The organism is Corallococcus sp. bb12-1 (assembly GCF_026626765.1).
Classification (GTDB): Bacteria; Myxococcota; Myxococcia; order Myxococcales; family Myxococcaceae; genus Corallococcus; species Corallococcus terminator.
The window spans coordinates 422,132-442,053 of the sequence record NZ_JAPNJZ010000028.1 but is presented as its reverse complement, the minus strand read 5'-3'; the positions used below and the strand labels follow the sequence as shown (position 1 = coordinate 442,053).

Annotated in this window: 17 protein-coding genes and 1 pseudogene; 7 read left to right on the top strand and 11 right to left on the bottom strand. The window is 70.7% G+C overall.

Annotated elements, in window-relative coordinates:
* Positions 1-98: 98 nt before the first annotated feature.
* Entirely contained in the window at positions 99-1,148 is a 1,050-nt protein-coding gene (locus tag OV208_RS35715; RefSeq protein ID WP_267578404.1) for a hypothetical protein, read from the bottom strand.
* Positions 1,149-1,382: 234 nt separating this feature from the next.
* Here OV208_RS35715 and OV208_RS35710 point away from each other — a divergent pair, with 234 nt between their 5' ends.
* Together OV208_RS35710 and OV208_RS35705 are read left to right on the top strand one after the other, a co-directional pair.
* Positions 1,383-1,757, top strand: a complete 375-nt coding sequence (locus OV208_RS35710; protein WP_267578403.1) for a DUF962 domain-containing protein — start codon at positions 1,383-1,385, stop codon at positions 1,755-1,757.
* A 59-nt stretch (positions 1,758-1,816) separates the two neighbouring features.
* Positions 1,817-2,464 carry an IS66 family transposase gene (locus OV208_RS35705; protein WP_267578402.1) on the top strand — a complete coding sequence of 216 codons (648 nt, stop codon included), beginning with the start codon at positions 1,817-1,819 and terminating at the stop codon, positions 2,462-2,464.
* Positions 2,465-2,587: 123 nt separating this feature from the next.
* Here the strand turns inward: OV208_RS35705 and OV208_RS41440 are convergent.
* Both OV208_RS41440 and OV208_RS35700 read right to left on the bottom strand, forming a co-directional pair.
* Positions 2,588-2,770: pseudogene (locus tag OV208_RS41440) on the bottom strand (dihydrofolate reductase family protein); the annotation flags it as partial.
* Between the two features lie 503 nt (positions 2,771-3,273).
* Positions 3,274-4,095: a hypothetical protein gene (locus tag OV208_RS35700; protein WP_267578401.1), complete on the bottom strand. Its 822-nt coding sequence runs from the start codon at positions 4,093-4,095 to the stop codon at positions 3,274-3,276.
* A 62-nt stretch (positions 4,096-4,157) separates the two neighbouring features.
* Between OV208_RS35700 and OV208_RS35695 the strand changes: the two genes are divergently transcribed.
* Positions 4,158-4,607, top strand: a complete 450-nt coding sequence (locus OV208_RS35695) for an IS66 family transposase (protein WP_420715077.1) — start codon at positions 4,158-4,160, stop codon at positions 4,605-4,607.
* A gap of 288 nt (positions 4,608-4,895) precedes the next feature.
* Here the strand turns inward: OV208_RS35695 and OV208_RS35690 are convergent, their stop codons facing one another.
* Both OV208_RS35690 and msrA read right to left on the bottom strand, forming a co-directional pair.
* Positions 4,896-7,211 carry a M20/M25/M40 family metallo-hydrolase gene (locus OV208_RS35690; RefSeq protein ID WP_267578399.1) on the bottom strand — a complete coding sequence of 772 codons (2,316 nt, stop codon included), beginning with the start codon at positions 7,209-7,211 and terminating at the stop codon, positions 4,896-4,898.
* 111 nt (positions 7,212-7,322) lie between these two features.
* On the bottom strand, positions 7,323-7,979 hold the full coding sequence (gene msrA, locus OV208_RS35685; protein WP_267578398.1) for a peptide-methionine (S)-S-oxide reductase MsrA: 657 nt from the start codon (positions 7,977-7,979) through the stop codon (positions 7,323-7,325).
* A gap of 112 nt (positions 7,980-8,091) precedes the next feature.
* Between msrA and OV208_RS35680 the strand changes: the two genes are divergently transcribed.
* Positions 8,092-9,747 carry a Sapep family Mn(2+)-dependent dipeptidase gene (locus OV208_RS35680; protein ID WP_267578397.1) on the top strand — a complete coding sequence of 552 codons (1,656 nt, stop codon included), beginning with the start codon at positions 8,092-8,094 and terminating at the stop codon, positions 9,745-9,747.
* A 15-nt stretch (positions 9,748-9,762) separates the two neighbouring features.
* Here OV208_RS35680 and OV208_RS35675 read toward each other — a convergent pair whose 3' ends face one another.
* On the bottom strand, positions 9,763-11,817 hold the full coding sequence (locus OV208_RS35675) for an ATP-binding protein (RefSeq protein WP_267578396.1): 2,055 nt from the start codon (positions 11,815-11,817) through the stop codon (positions 9,763-9,765).
* Positions 11,818-12,060: 243 nt separating this feature from the next.
* Between OV208_RS35675 and OV208_RS35670 the strand changes: the two genes are divergently transcribed.
* Complete coding sequence (locus OV208_RS35670) at positions 12,061-13,023, top strand: ornithine cyclodeaminase family protein (protein WP_267578395.1); 963 nt, start codon at positions 12,061-12,063, stop codon at positions 13,021-13,023.
* 12 nt (positions 13,024-13,035) lie between these two features.
* On the opposite strand, the gene OV208_RS35665 is transcribed toward OV208_RS35670, so the two are convergent.
* The 3 genes from OV208_RS35665 to OV208_RS35655 all read right to left on the bottom strand — a co-directional run bounded on the left by OV208_RS35665 (position 13,036) and on the right by OV208_RS35655 (position 16,907).
* Positions 13,036-14,223, bottom strand: a complete 1,188-nt coding sequence (locus tag OV208_RS35665) for a tetratricopeptide repeat protein (protein WP_267578394.1) — start codon at positions 14,221-14,223, stop codon at positions 13,036-13,038.
* Positions 14,224-14,338: 115 nt separating this feature from the next.
* Positions 14,339-15,256 carry a hypothetical protein gene (locus OV208_RS35660; protein WP_267578393.1) on the bottom strand — a complete coding sequence of 306 codons (918 nt, stop codon included), beginning with the start codon at positions 15,254-15,256 and terminating at the stop codon, positions 14,339-14,341.
* Positions 15,257-15,371: 115 nt separating this feature from the next.
* Positions 15,372-16,907, bottom strand: coding sequence for an FAD-binding oxidoreductase (locus tag OV208_RS35655; RefSeq protein WP_267578392.1), 1,536 nt, complete (start codon positions 16,905-16,907; stop codon positions 15,372-15,374).
* A 149-nt stretch (positions 16,908-17,056) separates the two neighbouring features.
* On the opposite strand from OV208_RS35655, the gene OV208_RS35650 reads away from it, so the two are divergent.
* Complete coding sequence (locus OV208_RS35650; RefSeq protein WP_267578391.1) at positions 17,057-17,356, top strand: hypothetical protein; 300 nt, start codon at positions 17,057-17,059, stop codon at positions 17,354-17,356.
* Here OV208_RS35650 and OV208_RS35645 read toward each other — a convergent pair whose 3' ends face one another.
* Together OV208_RS35645 and OV208_RS35640 are read right to left on the bottom strand one after the other, a co-directional pair.
* Positions 17,357-18,076, bottom strand: a complete 720-nt coding sequence (locus OV208_RS35645; protein WP_267578390.1) for a hypothetical protein — start codon at positions 18,074-18,076, stop codon at positions 17,357-17,359.
* A gap of 104 nt (positions 18,077-18,180) precedes the next feature.
* Positions 18,181-19,107, bottom strand: coding sequence for an NmrA/HSCARG family protein (locus tag OV208_RS35640; protein ID WP_267578389.1), 927 nt, complete (start codon positions 19,105-19,107; stop codon positions 18,181-18,183).
* Between the two features lie 182 nt (positions 19,108-19,289).
* Between OV208_RS35640 and OV208_RS35635 the strand changes: the two genes are divergently transcribed.
* Positions 19,290-19,904: a hypothetical protein gene (locus OV208_RS35635; RefSeq protein ID WP_267578388.1), complete on the top strand. Its 615-nt coding sequence runs from the start codon at positions 19,290-19,292 to the stop codon at positions 19,902-19,904.
* The last annotated feature ends 18 nt before the right edge of the window (positions 19,905-19,922 follow it).

The following is a 19,922-nucleotide window of genomic DNA, read 5'->3' as shown; positions in this document are numbered from 1 at the left end:
CCACTGCTGGCCTATTTTGCGTTAAGCGCGTGAGCGCCGCCATGGGTCATGCATATAGATAGCGGCTTAAATTCTTCTGGGATGAGATGACACCCTGTTCAGGCGCGCTTCACGTCCGCGGGGGCATTGGGATGGCGCGCGAGCATCGCACGGAGCTGTGGCTGACGGCGCACCAGTTCCTGCTTGAGCAGGTGCGCGACGAGCACGGGCGGCGCGGCGCTCCAGCGCGCCAGGTTCTGCACGAGCAGCGGCGAACGGTACGTGCGGCCGCACAGCAACGACGTCGTCCTGCCATCCACCGGCATGCCCACGAGCGCCCCCAGCGCGCGGCCCTCCGTATTGAGGATGAGCTCCACCTTCTCCTCGGACGGGCCGGTGGCGAAGCGCTGGCGCAAGAGCTCGCGCGCGGTGCGGCGGGTGGACTCCGGCACGTCGCGGTCCACGGTGAGCTTGTGGTGTTCCATCAGCCGGCGCAGCGCCCACATGCGGCGGAAGAGGGCCGCCGGGAGCTGCGGGTTGCGCACGAGGAAGCGGCGCACGCCCGTGTCCGCCGCGAAGGCGGCTCGGGCCACCAGCGCTTCCAGTCCCACCGGGTTGCGGTGGTGCCGGGCGATGAGGCGCGCGTGCGCGAGGCCCACGCGCGGGTTCTCCAGCGCGGCCTTGATGACGGCGGGCACCGGGTCGAAGCACAGCGCGGACAGCTCCGGGTCCTCCGCGCCGTGCGCCAGCGCGACCCGCTGGTCCTCGGGCAGCGCGTGCAGGCGCGTCTCGAAGAGCTTGCGGTAGTTGCCCAGCACGGCCTCGGGGACCTCTTCCTCGGACGCGGCGTCCTCGTCACCCGCTTCGGAGGCTTCCGCGTCCGGCAGTGGATCCGTCTCGCGGGCGTCGAGCGATGGCTCGGGAGCAGGCTCCGGGCGCACGGCGTTCACGGGGGCGGCAGCGGCCTCCGCGCCTGGGAGCAGCGCGCCCTGCGTCACGAGCCGCGCGAGGATGTCCTGAAGCCGCTCCCGGGGCAGCCCCGTGAGCGCGGGCAGGTCCCGGGCCCGCGTGTGCCCGTCCAGGCGCGACAGCACGAAGCCCTCCTCCGCGTTCAGGGGAAGGCGCCGCAGGTCCACCGTGGGGTTCAGCTTGGGCGTCCAGTCGTTCATGCGCGGACCCCAGTCTTTCACGACACGCGCACCCCGCGCCTCCCGCGCTGCCGACACCGGATTGTTCTGGAGGGAGCCGAAAACGACGGGCTGCGTCGAGGCCTGCCCGGCTGCCTTCCGGCCAACGGGTCCGCTCGGGTTGCCGGGACGCGGGGGCCGACCGGTGTCGGAGTTGGCATCCTGAATGCCGGTGCGGGTTGACGGGAGGCCGGGGTCTGGACACAACTTCACCTCATGTCCGATCGCATCCAGACCTATGCCGAATTCTGGCCGTTCTACCTGCGCGAGCACTCGCGGGCGTCGACACGCTGGCTGCACTTCACCGGGACCAGCCTGGGCGTGTGCCTGGGCGTGACGGCCGCCGCCACCGGGCGCGGGGCGCTGATTCCCGCCGCGCTGGTGGCCGCCTATGGCTTCGCGTGGTTCAGCCACTTCAAGGTCGAGAACAACCGTCCGGCGAGCTTCAAGTACCCGCTCTGGTCGTTCGTCTCCGACCTCCGCATGGCGGGGCTGATGGCCATCGGTCAGCTCGCGCCGCACCTGGAGCGCGCCTGGGCCGGCCGTCCCGTGCCGGTCCCGGTGGCTTCGGCCCAGGCCGAGGTCCGGTAGTCGCTTCTCCTTGAAGCCTCCGTCCTCGGGCCCACCCGGTGGTGGAGTTGCCGCGCATCGTGCCCGAGGTGAGGCAGTACGAGTTGCACGCGGGCTGGTGCGCCGACTGTAGCGCCTGGCGCTGCGCACCGCTGCCGGCGGGAGTGCCCGAGGGCAACTTCGGTCCGCGCCTGACGGGCTTCATCGCCCTTTGCACCGGGCGCTTCCGCCTGTCCAAGCGGCTGGTGGCGGACGGGCCCGCGCCAGCCACGCTGGCCTTCTGCTGGGCGCACGTGCGCCGCAAATTCTTCGAGGCGAAGCAGTTCGCTCCTGCTTGCGAAGAGGTGCTGAAGCTCATCGGCGAGCTGTATGCCATTGAGGCGGACCTACCCGGCTGGTACGCCCTCGCGCAACGGCTCGCCGTGCGCCAGCAGCACTCCGCGCCCGTCGTGGAGCGCATCCGGCAGTGGGCGCTGGCTCCGCGAGCCGCTCCCGGCAGCGCGTTCCGCAAGGCCCTGGAGTCCATGCTGAAGCTGTGGGACGGGCTGACCGTCTTCCTCCGCACTCCCGAGGTGCCCCTCGACAACAACCATGTCGAGCGGCAGATGCGCGACAGGGTGGTGGGCAGGAAGAACCGTCAGGCTCCCCAAGAGCCAGAACTGACGCTCGCTCCTGCCGCGCGGCCCGGGCGGGTCAACGCAGCACCAGGACGGGGCACGGCGAACTGATATCGAAGAAGCGGTTTTGCCGTAGAACGACGAAGGCTCTTGTCCTGGCTGTAGCGCACGAAGCCGGTGCGCATGAGGGTCGCGCGACTCAGCGGGAACGTACGCCAACCTGAGCACGTCCTCGTCCATTCGCTCGCTGGCTTCAAGGCGGAGTGGCGGCCGAGGGCCGGCGAAGAAGGGCTTGCCGGAACCAAGCACGACTGTGTGCAGGTAGATTCGATACTCATCAATGAGACCGAGGTCCGTCAGGCTTCGCGCCAGGTCCGGGCCTGCAACGTCAATCTCTCCATCAAGCTCAGCCTTCAACTTGGCGGATTGTCGCCTCGAGGTCGTTCGCGACAAGGGTGGCGTTGGGGCCGACGGACTTCAGCGTGCGTGACACGACCCACTTCGTTTGGCTCCGCCAAGCCGTTGCGAAGTCGCGTTCCGCCGCGTCCCACTCAGGATGATCCTCGTCCCAATAACGCATCACCTCGTACATGCGGCGACCGTACACACCGCCTGCAGGCCGCGAACCTGCTCGATGAAATGACGAAAGAGGGTGGGGCTTGGCGCAAACGCCATGTGGTCGACGTAGCCATCCAACGACTGGTTCATTCCGGAGACGAGTTGCGCCATATCAACGAATCTCCCTTCCTGGTTCTCTACGATGCGCCTGACACTCGGTCCACGCCGGGCCCCACGGGCGAGCTCTTGCCACTGCACAGCGCCGATCCTCAGTCGACGCGAGCATGGTAGCCCGCGTGGCGGAAGTAGCCCTGGGCGTCGGCTGGGGTAATCAGGGCGAGGGCGAGCCGGATGAACTCATTTCATGTCGCAGGCATCATGAACGTCAACTTGCGACTGCCTTGCTGGTAGGTCATCCGCGTGCGTCCGGCTCCCGCGGGCTTTTGTGTGGTGGGTGGCCCCTGCCAGGTCTCGCCCCGCAGGATGTGGCTCAACGTGTCGAGCTCGGGCTCGACAGCCTTCGCCCTGGCAACGAGCATCAGCGCGGCTTCCACCGGAAAGTGGGCCCGGTGGGTCCGGTGCATGACGCCCAACGCCAGCCCGGCCAGCGCGGCGCCCGTCTCCGACGCAACGTTCGCGGAGGACTCTGCCGGGAAGAAACGAACGGCGTTCGGCTGAATCACCACCGCGCCAGGCTGTACATGGAGGCCGGACACGAGCCACGCCGAGCCTACCTGGAAGGCCGCGGTTGAAGTGGTCGCGGCAGGCGGTGTCCAGTGCTGGAGCAGGACCAGTCCACCCCAGAGCTGCTTGTACTTCCACAGCAATGGCATCGAAATCTTCTGCGCGCCCCGCAGACGCACGCTCCTGAATCGCGTCCCGATGCTGATCTCCAACGTCCGCAGCGCCTCGCGAGGAGCGATGACCGTCTTGCCCAGATTCGGCTTCCAGATGAGGCGGTGGCTCGTGAGCAGGAACTTTCCGGACCGTCCCCAGATGAACCAGACCGCCAACAGTGGAACCACCACGGTCGGCAGCAGCACCAGGGACAACATGACCGTGGCGAAATACGCCATGAACCACGGGCCCCCGGTCGCAAGCACCTGCTCGCCTTCCTCGGGGGGGAGGCTCTCGGCCCAGGCGGGCCAGCCGGGCGTTGGGGATGAAGGGATCATGGCGCGCACCGAAATGCACGCCTGCTGCGAAGTCAAGCCGACGCGGCAGGGAGGCGAAACGGCTGGGAGCGTTGCTGCTGGCTGAAGTCTTCGTCCTCTTCGAATGGTGGCACCTGGCACGCGATGGGCTGCTGTCGCGCGCCACCTTCCAGCGCAAGTTGCGCCCTCTCATGCGAGAGGTGGAGCGGCTCCTGGCGGAGGCCACGGACGTGTGCCCGAAGCCGGTGGTCGGCACCGCCAGGGAAATCCTCAAGCTCAAGGACGCCCTCTGGACGTTCGTCCATGCCGAGGGTGTCGAGCCCACCAACAACCTCGCCGAGAGGGACCTGCGCCATGCGGTCATCTGGCGCAAAACAAGCTATGGCACCCAGAGCGAGGACGGCAGCCGCTTCGTCGAGCGCATCCTCACGTCCGTGATGAGCCTCAGGAAGCAGGAGCGCAACGTGCTCGACTCTCTCACGGCGTCACTCGAAGCCCATCTCCACGGCACTCCCGCGCCCTCGCTGCTGCCCGGCACATAATCTCAGCCCACGCTCGCGGCCGTCGGCCCCCGTGAACGCTTACGTATTGCGGAGTGACTGAGCGCTCTTGCGAGTGAGCCAGGTGTCTGGCTTCGCGGACGACGTCTGTTCGTGATCTTCTCCGCAATGCCAGAGGTGACCCACGGCCACATTCAGGGCCATACCTCATGATGGGGATGGTGAACTGAAGCTGCGCAACCTATGGGGGAGGTTTTGCCTGCACCTTCAGTGCGCTGTCCCTGTCATCCATGGGAAAGCGCCGCCCCTGGGCCCTGACCGCGTCCCGTCTCAGTATTCGCCGACGCCGCTCACCAGGGTCTCGTCCGTGACGCCGAAGTAGAAGGGCACGGGAATGGTGTCGGCGGGGCGTTGGTCTCCGGGCGCGCCGGGGGCTTCGGAGAGGTCGAAGCGCAGGTCCGATGCGCGCAGCCGCACGCGGGTGCCCGCGGGGACGGAGACCTCCAACACGAGGCCTTCGGGCGGTGCGTCCCAGTACTGGATGACGGTGGCCGTCTCTCGTTCGCGCACGCGGGTGACGGCCTCGGGCTCCAGCCGGTGGCCGGCGATGGACAGGCCTCGCAGGGGCGTGCCGTCGCCAAGCTGAAGCTGGAGCTGGGGCGCCTGCCGGCGCGAGGTCACCCGCAGCGTGAGCCGGCGCAGTCCGTCATGCGTCTCGTCGTCCTCCACCCGCACCTCCGGCGCCAGGAGGGGCCGCAGCGGGGCGGGGGCCACGTGGACGTCCCTTGGCAACAGGGGCAGGTAGGTGCCCATGCGGCGTGTCGTGGCTTCGCCGCCGAGGACGCGGGAGACCCAGGTGTCCGGCTCGGAGTCGCTGGAGAGCCAGTACGCCTCGCCGCTCGTGACGTCGAGGACGTAGGCGAGGCTGCTGGGGCGCGGAGTATCCGCGTCGAAGCGCTCCTGGACCACGCCCACGCCCAGCAGCACTCCGGCCAGCGCCAGGGACAGCGGCGCCACCGTCCGGCCCAGGCGCACGGGCTCCGCGACCGTCTGGGCCAGGAGCAATGCCAGCCAGGGCGCGACCACCGCCGTCACCACCGCCACCAGCCAGAGCGTCAGGGCGACGTAGAAGTTGGGCACCAGCGGCACCCACAACAACAGGCCGGGGATGGCGCTCGCGGCCAGCACCATGCGAGTGCGCGAGGTCAGCGTCTCCCCCGGTTCACGCCACCGCCACCCGAGTCCCAGCGCGCCGAAGACGACCGGCCAGATGAACAGGTAGCTGACGCCGCTCGCCACGAACGCGGTGACGAGTCCCAGCACCGTCCACGCGATGAGCGCACCCGCCGCGAGCTCCGCCCGCCGCACCTTGCGCAGGAAGAGGGCCTGGAAACCCGCCACCACCGCGAGCGTCAGCGCCAGCAGTCCCGCGATGAAGAGCGGGCCCTGGTAGGCGTCGCGTTGGGGCAGGGCCCTCAATCCCCCATCGATGAGCTGCACGAGCCACCACGCGGCGTGGATCACCGCCACGCTCCCCGCCGTTGTCGCGAGCAGCGCGCCCAGGCCCTTCAGGACGCCGAGCGCGCGCAACACGCCCCGCCGCAGGCCCACGGCGATGGCGGCCCCGCAGGCGAGGAGCGCCAGCAGCGCGAGGGGCACCGCCCAGGACGACGCGTGGTGGACGAGGACGGGCCCGACGTTGAAGTAGATGGCGCTCCCCGTGGAGGTGGGCTCCAGCGGGTCCTGGCCCAGGTGTCGCGCGAGCGCGAGCATCACCTCGCCGTGATTCTGGAGGCTGTCGGGGTCCAGGTGGGCCAGGTCGTCCAGGCTCGAGTGGTAGCGCATGAGCCCGTCGATGAAGCCGAAGTTGAGGCCCGGCGTGCCCTCCCTCAGGAAGATGCTGAGGTCCGTGTCGTTGGGCAGTTGCCGGTAGGTCTCTTCGAAGAGCGAGCTGGCCTGGACGGGTGCCCCGGAGCGCGCCAGGTGTTCGATGAGCCAGCGGTTGTCGGGACTCGTCTGGAACATGAGCGACGGACCGCGCGAGCCGCGAGCCTCGAAGTTGAGGACGACGGCGATCTGCTTCGCCAGCGGGTGCTGGAGCGCGAAGGCCCTGGCGCCCACGAGCCCCGTCTCCTCCGCGTCCGTGAAGACGAAGAGGATGTCGTTGCGAAGCGGAGGGCCGGTGCGCAGCGCGCGCAGCGTTTCGAGCATCGCCGCCACGCCCGCCCCGTCATCCGAGGCCCCGGGCGAGGTGGGCACGGAGTCGTAGTGGGCGACGATGGCGACGGCCTTGCCTCCCTCCACGCCCTTGAGGTGGGCGAGCACGTTGTGGACCGTGGCGCCCGGGAGGGAGCGGCCCGTGCCCAGGTTCGGGTTGATGGCGGAGGTCGTCTGGACCTCCGGCGTCACCCCCGCTTCGCGCAGGGCGCGCAGCAGGTACTCGCGCACCTCGCGGTGTGCGCGCGAGCCAACGGGGTGCGGGACCGCCGCGATGTGCTCCAGGTGCGCGCGGGCCCGCCCGGCGGAGAACACCTCCGCGGGAGCCGAGGCCGGCAGGGCCGTGGGTGCCGAGGCGAAGCGCAGGGCGAACGCGAAGGTGAGCCCGACGAGGACCACTGCCGACAGACTGGCGAGGCGCGTGTTCACGGGGACGCGACCCTACCACCGGGTTCCCCTGCTGCCCGTGGCGTGGCGGGAGGGCGCGGACCCGTGAGGTGGATCCGCGCCGCTGCCCTGCTTCACGGCGCGTGCTTCACGTCAGGCGCTGACGCCGACGCCAATGGGGCAACTGACGCCCGTGCCCCCGACGCCGCAGTAGCCGTCCGGGTTCTTCTGCAGGTACTGCTGGTGGTAGTCCTCGGCGTAATAGAAGGCCGGCGCCGGCAGGAGCTCCGTCGTGATGTCGCCCAGGCCCTTGGCGTGCAGCGCCGCCTGGAACGTGCGCTGCGTCTCCTCCGCGGCGCGCTTCTGGGCGTCGTTCGCGTAGTAGATGCCGGAGCGGTACTGGGTGCCCGCGTCGTTGCCCTGGCGCATGCCCTGCGTCGGGTCGTGGTTCTCCCAGAACACCTTCAGGAGCTGCGCGTAGGACACCTTCTTCGGGTCGTACACCACGCGCACCACCTCGTTGTGGCCGGTGAGGCCCGAGCAGACCTCCTCGTACGTGGGGTTCGGCGTCAGCCCGCCCGCGTAGCCCACCGCCGTGGTGTACACGCCCGGCACCTGCCAGAACTTGCGCTCCACCCCCCAGAAGCAGCCCATGCCGAAGACAGCCTCTTCGAAGCCTTCCGGCACCGGCCCCTTCAACGGGGTGCCCAGCACGGTGTGCTTGGGGGGAACCTGCATCTCCTGCGGACGGCCCGGCAGCGCCTCCTGCGGAGTGGGGAGCTTCGACTTCTTCGGGGACGTGAAGAACATGCTCTAGCTTTAGCCCCGCGCCCTCCGATTTTCACGCCCGGCGCACGCCCGCCCTCCCGCCCCCCGTCCCACCAGGAATGCCCGCCCCGGCGGACGGTTTTCAAGGACTCCCATGCGCACCTGCCTCCTCGCCGCCCTCTGTCTCCTGGCGCCCACCGCCGCCCTCGCCGGTGCCCTCAACCCCCCGGGTCGCGCCCTCCCCGCCATGGACCCGCGCTGCGCCGGCAAGCCCGCCGCCCGTGCCGCCCGCTTCTCCGACACCGCCCTGCCGGGCAAGTCCGCCGCGGAGCGTTACGCCGCCTACATCCAGACCTGCGCGCTGGACGACGTGGTGTTCCTCACGCAGGGACTCGTCCGCTTCAAGACGGTGAGCAGCGAGGCCCCCGCGGCCAAGAACCCGGAGGTGGCCGCCATGGGCCGCTACCTGGCGACGTGGGCGAAGCAGCACGGCTTCGCCTTCCGCACCGTGGGCGAGCGCGACGTCTTCGAGCTGTCCTGGGGCGAGGGCGAGCCGCTGCTGGGGCTCGTCTTCCACGGCGACGTCGTCCCCGCCGCCGCGCATGAATGGAAGCGCCCGCCCTTCAAGCCCGTCCTGGAGGATGGGCGCCTGTACGGCCGGGGCGTGGAGGACGACAAGGGGCCCATCGCCTCCGCGCTGGTCGCGCTCGCGATGGCGAAGGAACTGGGCTTGAAGCCCCAGGGCCGCGTGCTCGTCATCATCGGCAACGGCGAGGAGAGCGACTGGTCCGGCATGAAGAAGTACGCCGACACCGAGCCCAAGCCCACGCACGTCATCTCCGTGGACTCCGGCTACCCGGTGATGGCCGCGCAGTCCGGCTTCGTCGCGTGGACGCTGGAGGCCCCCGTGGGAGTCCCCGCCGCCACGCCGAAGGAAGGCACCACCGCGCGCGCCGTGGATGTCACCGCGGGCGAGTTCCTCACCCAGGTGCCGGGCACCGCGACGCTGAAGCTTTCGGCCGTGAAGGGCCAGACGCCGGAGGCGGTGCTCGCGCAGGTGAAGGCCGCCATCGCCGCCGAACAGCCCGTGCGCAAGGACCTCAAGGCGGACGTGAAGCGCGTGGGCACCACCGTCGTGCTCACCACCCATGGCAACGCCGTGCACTCGTCCGTCGCGGACGAGGGCCATAACGCGCTCTGGGACCTGTCCGCCGTGGCCTCGCGTCTGTCATTGGAGGACAACGGCATCGCCGCGATGTTGCGCGTCGTCGCGAAGCGCTTCGATGGCGACCACCACGGCGACAAGCTGGGCGTCGCGTACCAGGACACGCTGATGGGCCCGCTGCTCGTCGCGCCCACCGTGCTGCGCGTGAAGGACGGCGCCGTGTCGCTGGGCATCAACATGCGCCGCCCGCAGGGCAGGGATGCTCCGGCGTTCAACGCGAGCCTGGACGCGGCCGCGAAGCGCGTGGGCGAGGACTCGGGCGGTCAGGTGAAGGAGTCCAGCGGCCGCTACGTGGGCGACCCGCATGTGGCGGACACGTCCGGTCCGTTGGTCCAGACGCTGATGGACATCTTCAAGCGCATCGCGCCGGGCGCCGTGCCCGGCTCCATCCGGGGCGGCACCTACGCGCGGCTGTTCCCTCGCGCCGTGGACTTCGGGCCCGCGTTCCCCAACGAGCCGTACACCGGCCATGCCCCCGATGAGTCCATCGCGCTGGAGTCGCTGGACATGAGCACGAGCCTGCTCGCGGAGGCCGTGCACGCGCTGGCCATCGCCCCCGCGCCGGACGCGAAGGCCACGCCTTGATGGGGGCTTGAAGGCTCACGGCGGCAGTTGGTCCCGGGGTGGAGGGACGCAGGGCCAGCGCACGGTGAAGGTCGTGCCCTGCTCCAGGGTGGACTCCACCTGGACGCTGCCGCCGTGCATCTGGACGATCTCATGCACGATGTAGAGCCCCAGGCCCAGGCTGCGCTGCTTGCTGCCCTCTTCCGGCACGCGTGACGGCTTGAAGGGGTCGAACAGGCGCGGCAGCAGGTGCTCCGGGATGGGGTCCCCCTCGTTGTGCACCCGCATCACCACGGCCACGCCTTCGTCGGTGAGCGACGTCTCCACCGGCGTGTCGTTGCGCGCGTGTTGCAGCGCGTTCACCACCAGGTTGCCCAGCACCTGCGTCACCCGGTCCGGGTCCCACTGTCCCTCCAGGGGCGCGTCCGGTGCTTTCAGGGGCAGGGGACGCTCCGGGTACGCCGCCTGCAATTCCTCCAGCACGCTCTGGCACAGCTCCACCATGTTCACGTGCTGGGGCGTCACCGGGATGCCTCCGCCCAGGCGGCTGCGCGCGAAGTCCAGGATGTCGTTGATCATCCGCCCCATCCGCGCCGTCGCCTTGCGGATGCGGTCCACCGCCCGGCGCGACGTCGCGTCCAGTCCATCAAAGCGGCCCAGCATGAAGGCCGATGCGTTCACCGCGTGCAGGGGGTTGCGCAGGTCGTGCCCCAGCACCGCGAGCAGCTCCTCGCGGAAGTCGATGGCCTGCTGGAGCGCGGCCTCCGCGCGCTTGTAGTCGTTGATGTCCACCACCGTGCTGCCCACCCCCATCAGCACGCCATCCGGGGTGCGCACCGGGAAGTAGTCCGCCCGCCAGTACCCGATGCCGCCCCGCTTCATGTCCGGCCCTTCGATGAGCACGTCCTGCACCGGCTGGCCGGTGTCCAGCACCTGCCGCAGGGAGCGCTCGATGGGATCCCCGGCGCCATCGCGCACCATCTCGCGCAGCATGCGGCCCTTGTGCGCCTCCGCGGGCTTGCGGTTGAGGTTCGCGAGCACGTCGTTGATGCGCAGGTAGCGCAGCTGTGTGTCCAGGAACGCGACGCCCACGGGCGCGGCATCCAGGAGCGAATCCAGTTGCGCCAGCGACCGCTCCGTCTCCTTCCGCGCCTCGCGCTCCTGCGTGCGCAGCTCCGTGCGCGCGATGTGCGCCGAGGACCGCTGCGCGACGGCCCGGAAGAGCACGAGGTCCGCGTCGGAGAAGGCGAACGCCGTGCGCGAACCCATGTACGTCACGCCCAGCAGGCGGTCGCCCTCCATCAGGGGCACGCCGTACAGCGCGCGCAGGTCCTGCTGGCGCAGGGGCTCCAGCAGGACGCGAGGGTCGCTGGCGGCCGAGCGGATGAAGAAGGGCTGGTGCCGCGAGGCCGCCTGGGCCGCCATGCTGCGCTCCACCGGGACGCGCTGGCCCTTCAATTCCTGGTTGCCCAGGCCCACCGCGGCGCGCACCACCAGCTCGTCGCCTTCCAGGAGCATCACCGCCGCCGAGTCCACGGCGAGCGTGGACTCCATCATCCGGGTAAGCAGGCGCTCCAGGAGCGTCTCCATGTCCGGGTCGTCCAGCGTCGCCTCGGCCATGCGGTCCAGCGTCTGGAGGATGCGCTGCTTCATGTCCCAGAAGAGCACCATCGTCCGGGTCACCACCCGGTCGAGCGCCTCCTCCAGCCGCGTCAGGTCACCGGTCCGCGTCCGCAGCTCTTGCGCCTCCAGGCGCTGGAGGATGCAGCGGCGCAGGAGCGCGTACTCCTGGGCCACCTCGCCCAGGTCGAAGCCTTCGTCCAGCCGCGCGGCGGCGTGGGCCATATCCAGGCGCGCGTCCAGGGCCTCCGGCCCGAGCTCCACCGCGTCCGCCAGCGAGGAGAGCAGCTCCGGCAGATGGTCGATGAGCCAGGGCTCGCGTGGCGGAGCCCTCCCCGACAGGTGCTCCAGCACCGCCTGCTGCCAGTCCTCCAGCAGCGTCTCGTGGTGGGCACGCAGGAACTCCGCCACCGACAGGCGGTTCTCGCTGCCCGTGAGCCCCTTCGCGGAGCGTGAATGCGGCTCCTGCATCTCCAGTCTCCCCAGGCCCTCGCCCGGCCGCGCCGCCCTGCCGCAAGATTGCTCACGGTGTCCGCGCCGCGCTTCGTGCCTTCGTCCAGGGGATGCCACCGTGACGACCGCTCGCCCGGGGCTCTCCGGGCCGGGCTCCGGGCGCGCCACCCGGCGTGCCGTTCACCTTCGGGCGCTCGGCGGGGCCGGGGCACGTTCCTCCGCATGGCGCCCGGGGGGCTCGGGTAGGGTGTCGGCCACCGCATGCGCACCCTCCTGCTCAACCGCTCCGCCGTGGCCCGCAACCTCCAAGCGCTCCTGCTCCTGGACGACATGCGCGAGGCCTTCCGCACCGACGCGCTGGCCCGCACGGTGGCCCCCCAGCGCGTGCGCGCGCCGCTGCATTCAGAGGGCACCGCGCTGGTGCTCTTCCCCGGCAGCGTGCCCGGCATCCCCGCGTACACCGTGAAGGTGCACGCGAAGTTCCCCGGGCAGTCCCCCGCCATCAAGGGCGTGGTGCACCTGCACGACCTGGTCACCGGCGGACTGCTGGCGGTGATGGACTCCGGCCACCTCACCGCCGTGCGCACCGGCGTCGTGGGCGCGCTGGCCGCGGACGTGCTCGCGCGGCCGGACGCGACGCGCGTGGCGGTGGTGGGCGCGGGCCGGCAGGGCGTGCTCCAGCTCAAGCAGCTGCGGCTGGTGCGCACGCTCAGCCAGGTGCGCGTCTACGACACGAACCTGGAGCACGCGAACGCGTTCGCTTCTCGCATGTACCAGGAGCTGAACCTGCCGGTGAGCGTGGAGACGTCCGTCCGGGACGCGGTGGCGGACGCGGACATCGTGGTGACGGCGACGTGGAGCCGTGAGCCCTTCCTGCACCCGGGCATGGTGCGGCCGGGCACGCACATCACCGCGCTGGGCGCGGACGAGCCGGGCAAGGCGGAGGTGTCCGCGGAGCTGCTGGGCGCGTCCCACTTCGTCTGCGACCACCGCGCGCTCAGCGTGGCGTCCGGGGCCGCCGGCGCGGTGGGCCTCACGGAGGGCGCCATCCACGCCGAACTGGGCGAGGTCCTCGCGGGCCTCAAGCCCGGGCGCACGTCCCAGGAGCAGGTGACGGTGTTCGCCCCGGTGGGCCTGCCCTTCCAGGACCTCACCGCCGCGTGGCACGTCTTCCAGTCCGCTTCCGGCGACGAAGACGTGCCCACGTTGGACTTCAGCGAATAGGCGCGACGCGCATCACGCCTTGGCGAGCGCCTGCGACAGGCGCGTGGCCTCCTGGTAGATGTCGGTGTCGTCCGCCAGCGGCATGGCGAGCACCTTCTGCACCAGCTCCTTCGCCTTCTTCTCCTGCCCCAGCCGCGCCTGCGCGAGCGCCAGGTTGAGCAGCGGCTCCGGACGCTCCGGGGCGCGGCGCGTGGCCTCTTCCAGCACGGTCACCGCGCGCGGCAGGTGCTTGTTCGCGGGCTCCGCCGGGATGCGCAGCAGCAGCTGGCCCAGGTTGTTCGCCGCGCGCCAGCCGTCCGGCGAAATCCCCATGCCCTGCTCATACGCGGCGATGGCTTTGTCGTACGCGGGCGGCTCCTGCGATTCGAAGCAGGTGGCCTCCGCCATCTTCAGGGACTCGCTGGTGACGCCCAGCGACGCCATGGTCTGGCACAGGTGCCGGGCCTGCTCGATCTGACCGCGCGCCAGCATCAGCTGCGCGAGGTTCGCCTGGGCGTCCGCGTCCTTCGGGCGCGAGGCCGCGAGCGCGGAGGCCGCCTGGTAGGACGTGCGCAAATCGCGCAGCGCCATGGACAGCACCGTCACCGACGCCAGCAGGCGCGGCTGGTTGGGCACCGCCTTCAGGCCCTGCTCCAGCACGCGGCGGGCGTCCACCAGCTTCTCCTGGGAGGACAGCGCGTGCGACAGGCTCAGGTACGCGGGTACGAAGCGCGGCTGCCGGGTGATGACCTCGCGCAGCGTGGCCAGCCCTTCTTCCGTCTTGCCGGCCTCCAACTGCACCTGGCCCAGGCGGTAGCGGAACACGTCCTGCTGGGGCTGGAGCTTCACCGCGTGGGTGAGGGCCTCCAGCGCCTGGGGCGCCTTGTCCTGCTTGATGAGCATCATGCCGCGGCCGAAGTGGGCCTCCGCGCGGTTCGGGTCCTGCGCGAGCACGCCCTGGTAGGCCTTGAGGGCGGCGTCGAGCTGGCCCTTCTGCGCGGCGATGTTCGCGCGCACGAGGCCCGTCTCCGGCGTGGCGCCTTGCGCCTCCGCCTTCGCGAGCAGCGCCTCGGCCTGGGGCAGCTTGCCCTCCACCAGGGACAGCTTGGTCATCACCACCAGCGCGTCGCGGTGCGCCGGGTTCTTCGCGAGGAGCTTCTCGGCCTCTGTCTTGGCCTGGGCGAGCTGGCCCGCCGCGAGGAGGGTTTCCAGAGAGTTCATGATGGAAAGTGTCCCCCAGCGTCCGGGGGCTGTCGAGCCACGGGGAAAAAGGAAGGGCCCCGTCCGGATGGACGAGGCCCTGGGAAGCATCTGGGTGGGGAAAGCGTGCGGACGACTACCAGCCGCCCAGCGCGTTCTTGATGCCTTCGCCGACGTTCTTGATGCCTTCGCCGACGTTCTTGATGCCCTCGCCGACGTTTGCCACCGCGTCCTTGACGCCTTCGCCAATCTTGCCCACGTCGACGGAGAAGCCGAACTCGATGCTCGCGCCGATGCCCAGCGCCGCGCCCACGTCGAAGTTGGCGGACAGCTTGCCGTCCTTCAGGCCGACGTTCGCCTCGAACTCCACGCCGATGCCGGCGAAGGCTTCCGCGCCCGCCGTGACGGTCGCGGGGCCAATCTCCTGCGTGACTTCCGCGCTGGCGCGGGCGCCGGCGAAGGCCTCACCGTGCACGGAGGCCGCGGCCTGACCGTGGAGGGGATCCAACACCACCTGGCCCGACGCGGTCGCCTCGGCGCCGACGTTGCCCTCCGCGCCCCACTCAGAGCGGCCGAGCGCGCTGTCCGCGTGGCCTTCCACCGAGCCGCGCACCAGGTCCGCCTTCGCCTCGACGGTGCCCTCGGCGCCAATCTTGCCGTGCAGCGGGTCGATGGAGACGTTGCCCTGCGCCGCCACGTCCGCCGTCAGCGCCTGGCCTTCCACGGTCGTGTGGAAGTTGCTGTTGACGTCACCGAACGTGTGCTCGCCGGACGCGGCGGTCCAGTTCTTGTTCCACTCGCCCTGGGCGAGGGTCTGGTCGAAGCGGCTGGTCTCCAGCTGCTTCTGGATGTCCGTCGTGGTGTTGGGGTTCGCCTGGTTGCTGGTGGTGACGCGGTTGCCCTCGACGCCACGGTTCAGGTTGATCGTCGCCTCGCCCTGCGCCCGGTTCTGCGACTGCGACTGCACCTCGCGGCGCACGTTGGTGCCGTTCGCCGGGGTAGGGGTCGTGGGGTTCCGGAACACGGGGCGGTAGCGGTTGGTCTCGATCGACATGAAGTGCTCCGGAGGCGCTGGGCGCTGGGGGAAGGCTTGTGACTTGAAGACTTATCGGCTCGGTCCTTGAGAAAGTTTCCGCTCCTCTTTTTTTCCCGCTGATCCGCGCCGGCCCTCAGGTTTCAGGGCGGCCAGGGGCCAGGATTCCCCGTGGATCCAGCGCCGCCCGCAGCTTCCGCACCAACTCCGTGGACGCATCCCGCACCGGCGGTGAGGCCTCCTGTGCCTGGAGTCCGGCTCGGGTCAGGAAGTACCCGGCTTCTGCCAGTTCTCGCGTGAGGGCGCGGTAGCAGGCGTGGGCGCGGGCGTCCTCGCCCTGGACGTCGCGATCATAGGCGAGCGCGGTGACCAGGTAGAGGCAGCGCGGGGAGTGGGCGAGGAGGGCCAGGTTGGGCTCCAGGCCGAAGAGGCGGGGGACGCGGTCGGCGATCTCCACGCCGCGCTTCGCGTGGGCGCTGGTGAAGGGCAGGGCCACGGAGCACCAGATGAAGCCGCAGCGGTCCCGGTCCGGATCCGGGCTTTCCGGCTGCGGGGTGCGCTTCCTCCAGTAGGTCATGGCGAGGTTGGCCTCCGTGGGGACGCCCTGGAAGGGGCTCTCGCCGTCGGGGGGTTCGGGGGCGAAGGTGAGGGGGCGGAAGGCGCCGTCCAGCGCGGTGGCGAGCCGGCGCTCCAGCAGGGCGCCGATCTCCGCGTCCGGAGCGGAGAGGGCGCCGCTGATGGCCCAGCGTCCGAAGCCCTCGCGGAACTGATCGCGCGCCCAGTCCGGCAGGGGCGTGCGGCCCACGGAGGCGTAGGGGTACTGCTGGGCGACGCTGAAGGCCTTGATGTCGTTCCAGAAGAAGAAGCTGCCCTTGAGCGTGCCATCCAGGGCCAGCGCCTGGAGCCGGTCCACCGCGTCCCACAGCCGCGCGTCGTCGTTCACGGCGCAGACGAACTCGCGCAGATAGGGCTGCTTGCGCGCCAGCCAGAACGTCATCCGCGTCACCACGCCCAGGGAGGACTGGCTGAACAGGCCATCCAGCACGGGGCCCAGGCCCCAGCGGAACACCGGGGCGGCGTGGGCCCCGGGGAAGCGCGCGTGGCCCGTCTGGACCACCTCCCCCGTGGGCAGGACGACCTCCAGCGCGCACACGTGCTGGAAGATGTCCGCGTGCGGTCCGCGTCCGTCGCCGCGCTCCAGCGCGTTGCCCACGAGGCTCGCGTCCGGAGAGCCGCCAATGGTGGTGATGAACGTGGAGGAGTTCTTTTCGCGCAGCCACGCGTGCGCCTGCCGGAACGTCACGCCCGGCTCCACGGTGAGGTACGCCAGTTGTTCGTCGTGTTCGACGACACGGTTCATCCGCCCCAGGTCCAGCAGCACGCTGCCGTCGCCCGCGGGCACGCGCGAGCCATAGCCCCAGTTACGGCCGGTGCTCACCGGGTACACCGGCACGCCGTGCGCTTGCGCGATCCTCAGGCACGCCTGGACCTGGGACGTGTCCGCGGGCCGGAGGATGGCGGGGATGCGCTGCGTGGTGGCGAAGGTGGCTGTCTGCGCGGCCTCCAGCGCGTCGGGTTCGACGATGACGTGCGCCTCGCCCAGCGCCTCCCGCCACGCGGCCAGGGCCGCTTCCAGGACATCCACCGGGGTCTTCCCGTCGGTTTCGTTCACGGGGCGCAGTATGCCCGCGCCAGCCGCCCGGTCGCTGGCCACCTGGATGGGGGGCGGGCGGACGGGCCCGGGCTCGGGAAGGTCGCCGGGCGGACACCGTCCATGGTCGCCTCCCCGCGCGTGTTCATCTTCGGCGTGGGGAGGTGTTCATGGTCGGCTTCATCGCGTCGCGGACGGGTCGGTGGGTGCGGATTCTGGCGGGGTCGGGCCTCGTGCTGGGGGGCCTGGGGACGCGCTCGCCCGGGGGCGCCGTGGTGGCGCTGGCGGGGTTGGTGCCGCTGTTGTCCGGAGCGCTGGACCTGTTCCTGCTGGGGCCGCTGTTCGGCCTGCCCGTGAAGGGCGCGGACGCGCGACGCGCGCTGGGGCAGCCGGAGGAGGCACCGCTGCTCGACCTGGCGCACGACGGCGGGCGCTCCCCGTACGCGCCGCCCAGCACGCTCTTGCACTAGCTAGCGCGTGCTCACCTGGAAGGGGATGTCCAACGCTCCGAACGGCTCCCCCGTGCCCGCGTCCACCAGCTTCACCTGGAGCGTCACCGCGTCCTCGCGGCTCGCCACGCCCTGGAAGTAGAGGAAGCCCTGCTGCATGCCGCCGGGCTCCAGCGTGCCTTCCGGCAGCGCGTTGTTGAGCATGTCCTCGGTGGGCAGCGGTTCCTGGCACTGGGCAGGAGCGTAGAGATACGGGCTGTAGAAGGGGCTGCCCCACGGGCCGTAGTACGGCGGGCCGTAGCCCCTGCGGGGGCCGTAGCCGTAGGAGGAGCCCACGCCCACGCCCACGCTCCAGCGGCCCGCGGGCGCGATGACGCCCTCTGGAGGCCTGCCGGTGTCGTTGGAGGACATCGCCTTCTGGAGCGACAGCGGCGCCAGCGCGGTGTAGCGGAAGCGCGACTCCTGGCCGATGAGCGCGAAGCCCCGGTACTGGAGCTTGAGGGGGCGCTCCCCCTGGTTCTCCAGCCGGACGTAGACGGGGGTGAGGCGACGCTCCAGGTCGGAGGGATGGCCGCGCCACGCCGACCCGTCCGCCACCAGCTTCACGCCTGCCTGCTCCGTGATGGCGCTCCCCTCGCCGCTCCGCAGGACGCCCGCTTCCGGCGTGGGCCGCAACTTCGTCTCCGCCGCGCAGCCCGTTATCAGCAACAGCGCCGCGGCCCCCAGCCCCTGTGCACGCATGATGTACCTCCTGGGCTTCAAGCTAGGGCGCGCGGTGTCCGCGAGCGGTCACTCTCGGCGCTCCAAGAGGCTCCACCCCGGAGGACGTGCGGGGGGCCGGGCCCTCAGGGCTGCGGCGTTACTGCTTCCGCGGCAGCCCCGGGCCAGGAGGCGGACGTGATGAAGCCCCAGTCCTGGTGGCGCGCCCAGGTCTCGAAGGTCTGCCAGCCCACGCGCGGGACGCTGTTGCGCAGGGTGAGGATGTCCGCGTGGTAGCCCACCCGGTCCAGCCATTCGTACATGCGCGCCAGGTCCTCGCTCTGCTGCGCGATCTGCTCCAGCGGCACCTGCTCGTAGTGGATGCGGTGGCCGCTCACCATGGAGAGCAGCGCGGAGGACTGCTGGCCGGTGACCTCGTCGGAGGCCACCTCGATGCGCTCGCCAATGAACCTCTCCGGATCCTCCATCACGTGCAGCGCGTAGCCCGCGAGGTCCTCCACCGTCACCATCTGCAGCCCGCGCGATGCGGGCAGCCCCAGCATCATCAGCCCCCGGGCCAGCGCGTCCCGCGTCGGGGGCTGGAGCAGGTTCTCCATGAAGAAGGTGGGGCCCAGGATGGTGAAGGGCATGTCCATGCGCCGCAGGTACAGCTCGACGCGGTGCTTGCTGTCGAAGTGCGGAACCCCGGTGAGCTGATCCGCTCCCGCCACGGAGGAGTACACGTAGTGCCGCACGCCGGAGCGCTTCGCCGCGTCCGCCAGGTTCATGCCGTGGTGGGTCTCCGCGTCCGGACCGCCGGGGCCGGTGGCCGTGGCCATGGCGTAGACGGCATCCACGCCCCGGGCGGCCTGCTCCAGCGCGTCCACGTCGTCGAAGTCGCCCTGCACCAGCCGCACGTTCTTCTCCTGGAGCGCGCGGGCCGTGGGCGCGGTGGGGTCACGCACCAGCGCGACCACCTTGTGGCCCCGGTTCAAGAGCTGGCGGGCCACGGCGCCGCCCTGCTGGCCGGTGGCACCCGTGACGAGCACGGTGATGGTGAAATCCACGGACATGGGTTCAGACCTCCGGACGCGACGTGTCATGAGAAGGTGGGACCGCCCGTTCCTGTTGGCGAGGTCCGGAAGTCGCATGCTCGCTCCCCGCACACAGGCTCCCGGGGCAGGCTGGCAGGCGCGGGAGGGCAGGCCAGGAAGCAGGCGGGCAGGCGCGGTGCGTGGCATCTTCCTGGAACCCCATGAGCAAGCGCGACACCCCATCCCCCTCCGAGCTGGTCTCCGCCGCCCAGGCACTCGACGCGGAGCTGCTGCGTTTCGAGGCCCTGTCAGGGCAGCTCCAGGACGCCCCCCTGACCTCGGAGAAGCACCTGGAGCGGGCGTCGCGCACGCTCAAGGAGCTGGCGGACCTGGACGACGCGCTCCGCATGCGCGTGGGGGCCCTGGTGCAGGCCATCACCGGCGTGCGCACCCGGCAGCAGACGCAGGCGGACGCCGTCAACGCGCGAGCGCAGGAGCTGCAACAGCGCACGGAGGTGTTCAAGGACCTGCTCACCCGCTACGGGGGCCTGGGCCAGAGCGCCGCGGACCTCAACGGGCGCATGCAGCAGTTCTCGGCGCTGCGGCAGCAGGAGTCCCGCACGGCGGAAGAGGACGCCCAGCTCACGGCCGTCTTCACCTCCCTCCAGGAGCGCATGGCGGAGGTCGCGGACGAGGCGGCGACGCTGGCCGGCGCCGCGGACGCGGATCACTTCTCCGACATCGCCCGGCAGGCGGATTCGCTGCGTCAGCAGCTCCTGTCCGCGCGCAACAAGCTGGGCCTGCTGCACCAGAGCCTGTCGTCGAAGTCGGAGTGAGCCGGCGGTGAGCCCATC

Excerpts from the sequence above, each read along its gene's own strand:
- OV208_RS35715 (WP_267578404.1), bottom strand. The coding sequence starts at position 1,148 with ATGAACGACTGGACGCCCAAGCTGAACCCCACGGTGGACCTGCGGCGC.
- OV208_RS35710 (WP_267578403.1), top strand. The coding sequence starts at position 1,383 with ATGTCCGATCGCATCCAGACCTATGCCGAATTCTGGCCGTTCTACCTG.
- msrA (WP_267578398.1), bottom strand. The coding sequence starts at position 7,979 with ATGTTCTTCACGTCCCCGAAGAAGTCGAAGCTCCCCACTCCGCAGGAG.
- OV208_RS35680 (WP_267578397.1), top strand. The coding sequence starts at position 8,092 with ATGCGCACCTGCCTCCTCGCCGCCCTCTGTCTCCTGGCGCCCACCGCC.
- OV208_RS35675 (WP_267578396.1), bottom strand. The coding sequence starts at position 11,817 with ATGCAGGAGCCGCATTCACGCTCCGCGAAGGGGCTCACGGGCAGCGAG.
- OV208_RS35670 (WP_267578395.1), top strand. The coding sequence starts at position 12,061 with ATGCGCACCCTCCTGCTCAACCGCTCCGCCGTGGCCCGCAACCTCCAA.
- OV208_RS35665 (WP_267578394.1), bottom strand. The coding sequence starts at position 14,223 with ATGAACTCTCTGGAAACCCTCCTCGCGGCGGGCCAGCTCGCCCAGGCC.
- OV208_RS35660 (WP_267578393.1), bottom strand. The coding sequence starts at position 15,256 with ATGTCGATCGAGACCAACCGCTACCGCCCCGTGTTCCGGAACCCCACG.
- OV208_RS35650 (WP_267578391.1), top strand. The coding sequence starts at position 17,057 with ATGGTCGGCTTCATCGCGTCGCGGACGGGTCGGTGGGTGCGGATTCTG.
- OV208_RS35645 (WP_267578390.1), bottom strand. The coding sequence starts at position 18,076 with ATGCGTGCACAGGGGCTGGGGGCCGCGGCGCTGTTGCTGATAACGGGC.
- OV208_RS35640 (WP_267578389.1), bottom strand. The coding sequence starts at position 19,107 with ATGTCCGTGGATTTCACCATCACCGTGCTCGTCACGGGTGCCACCGGC.
- OV208_RS35635 (WP_267578388.1), top strand. The coding sequence starts at position 19,290 with ATGAGCAAGCGCGACACCCCATCCCCCTCCGAGCTGGTCTCCGCCGCC.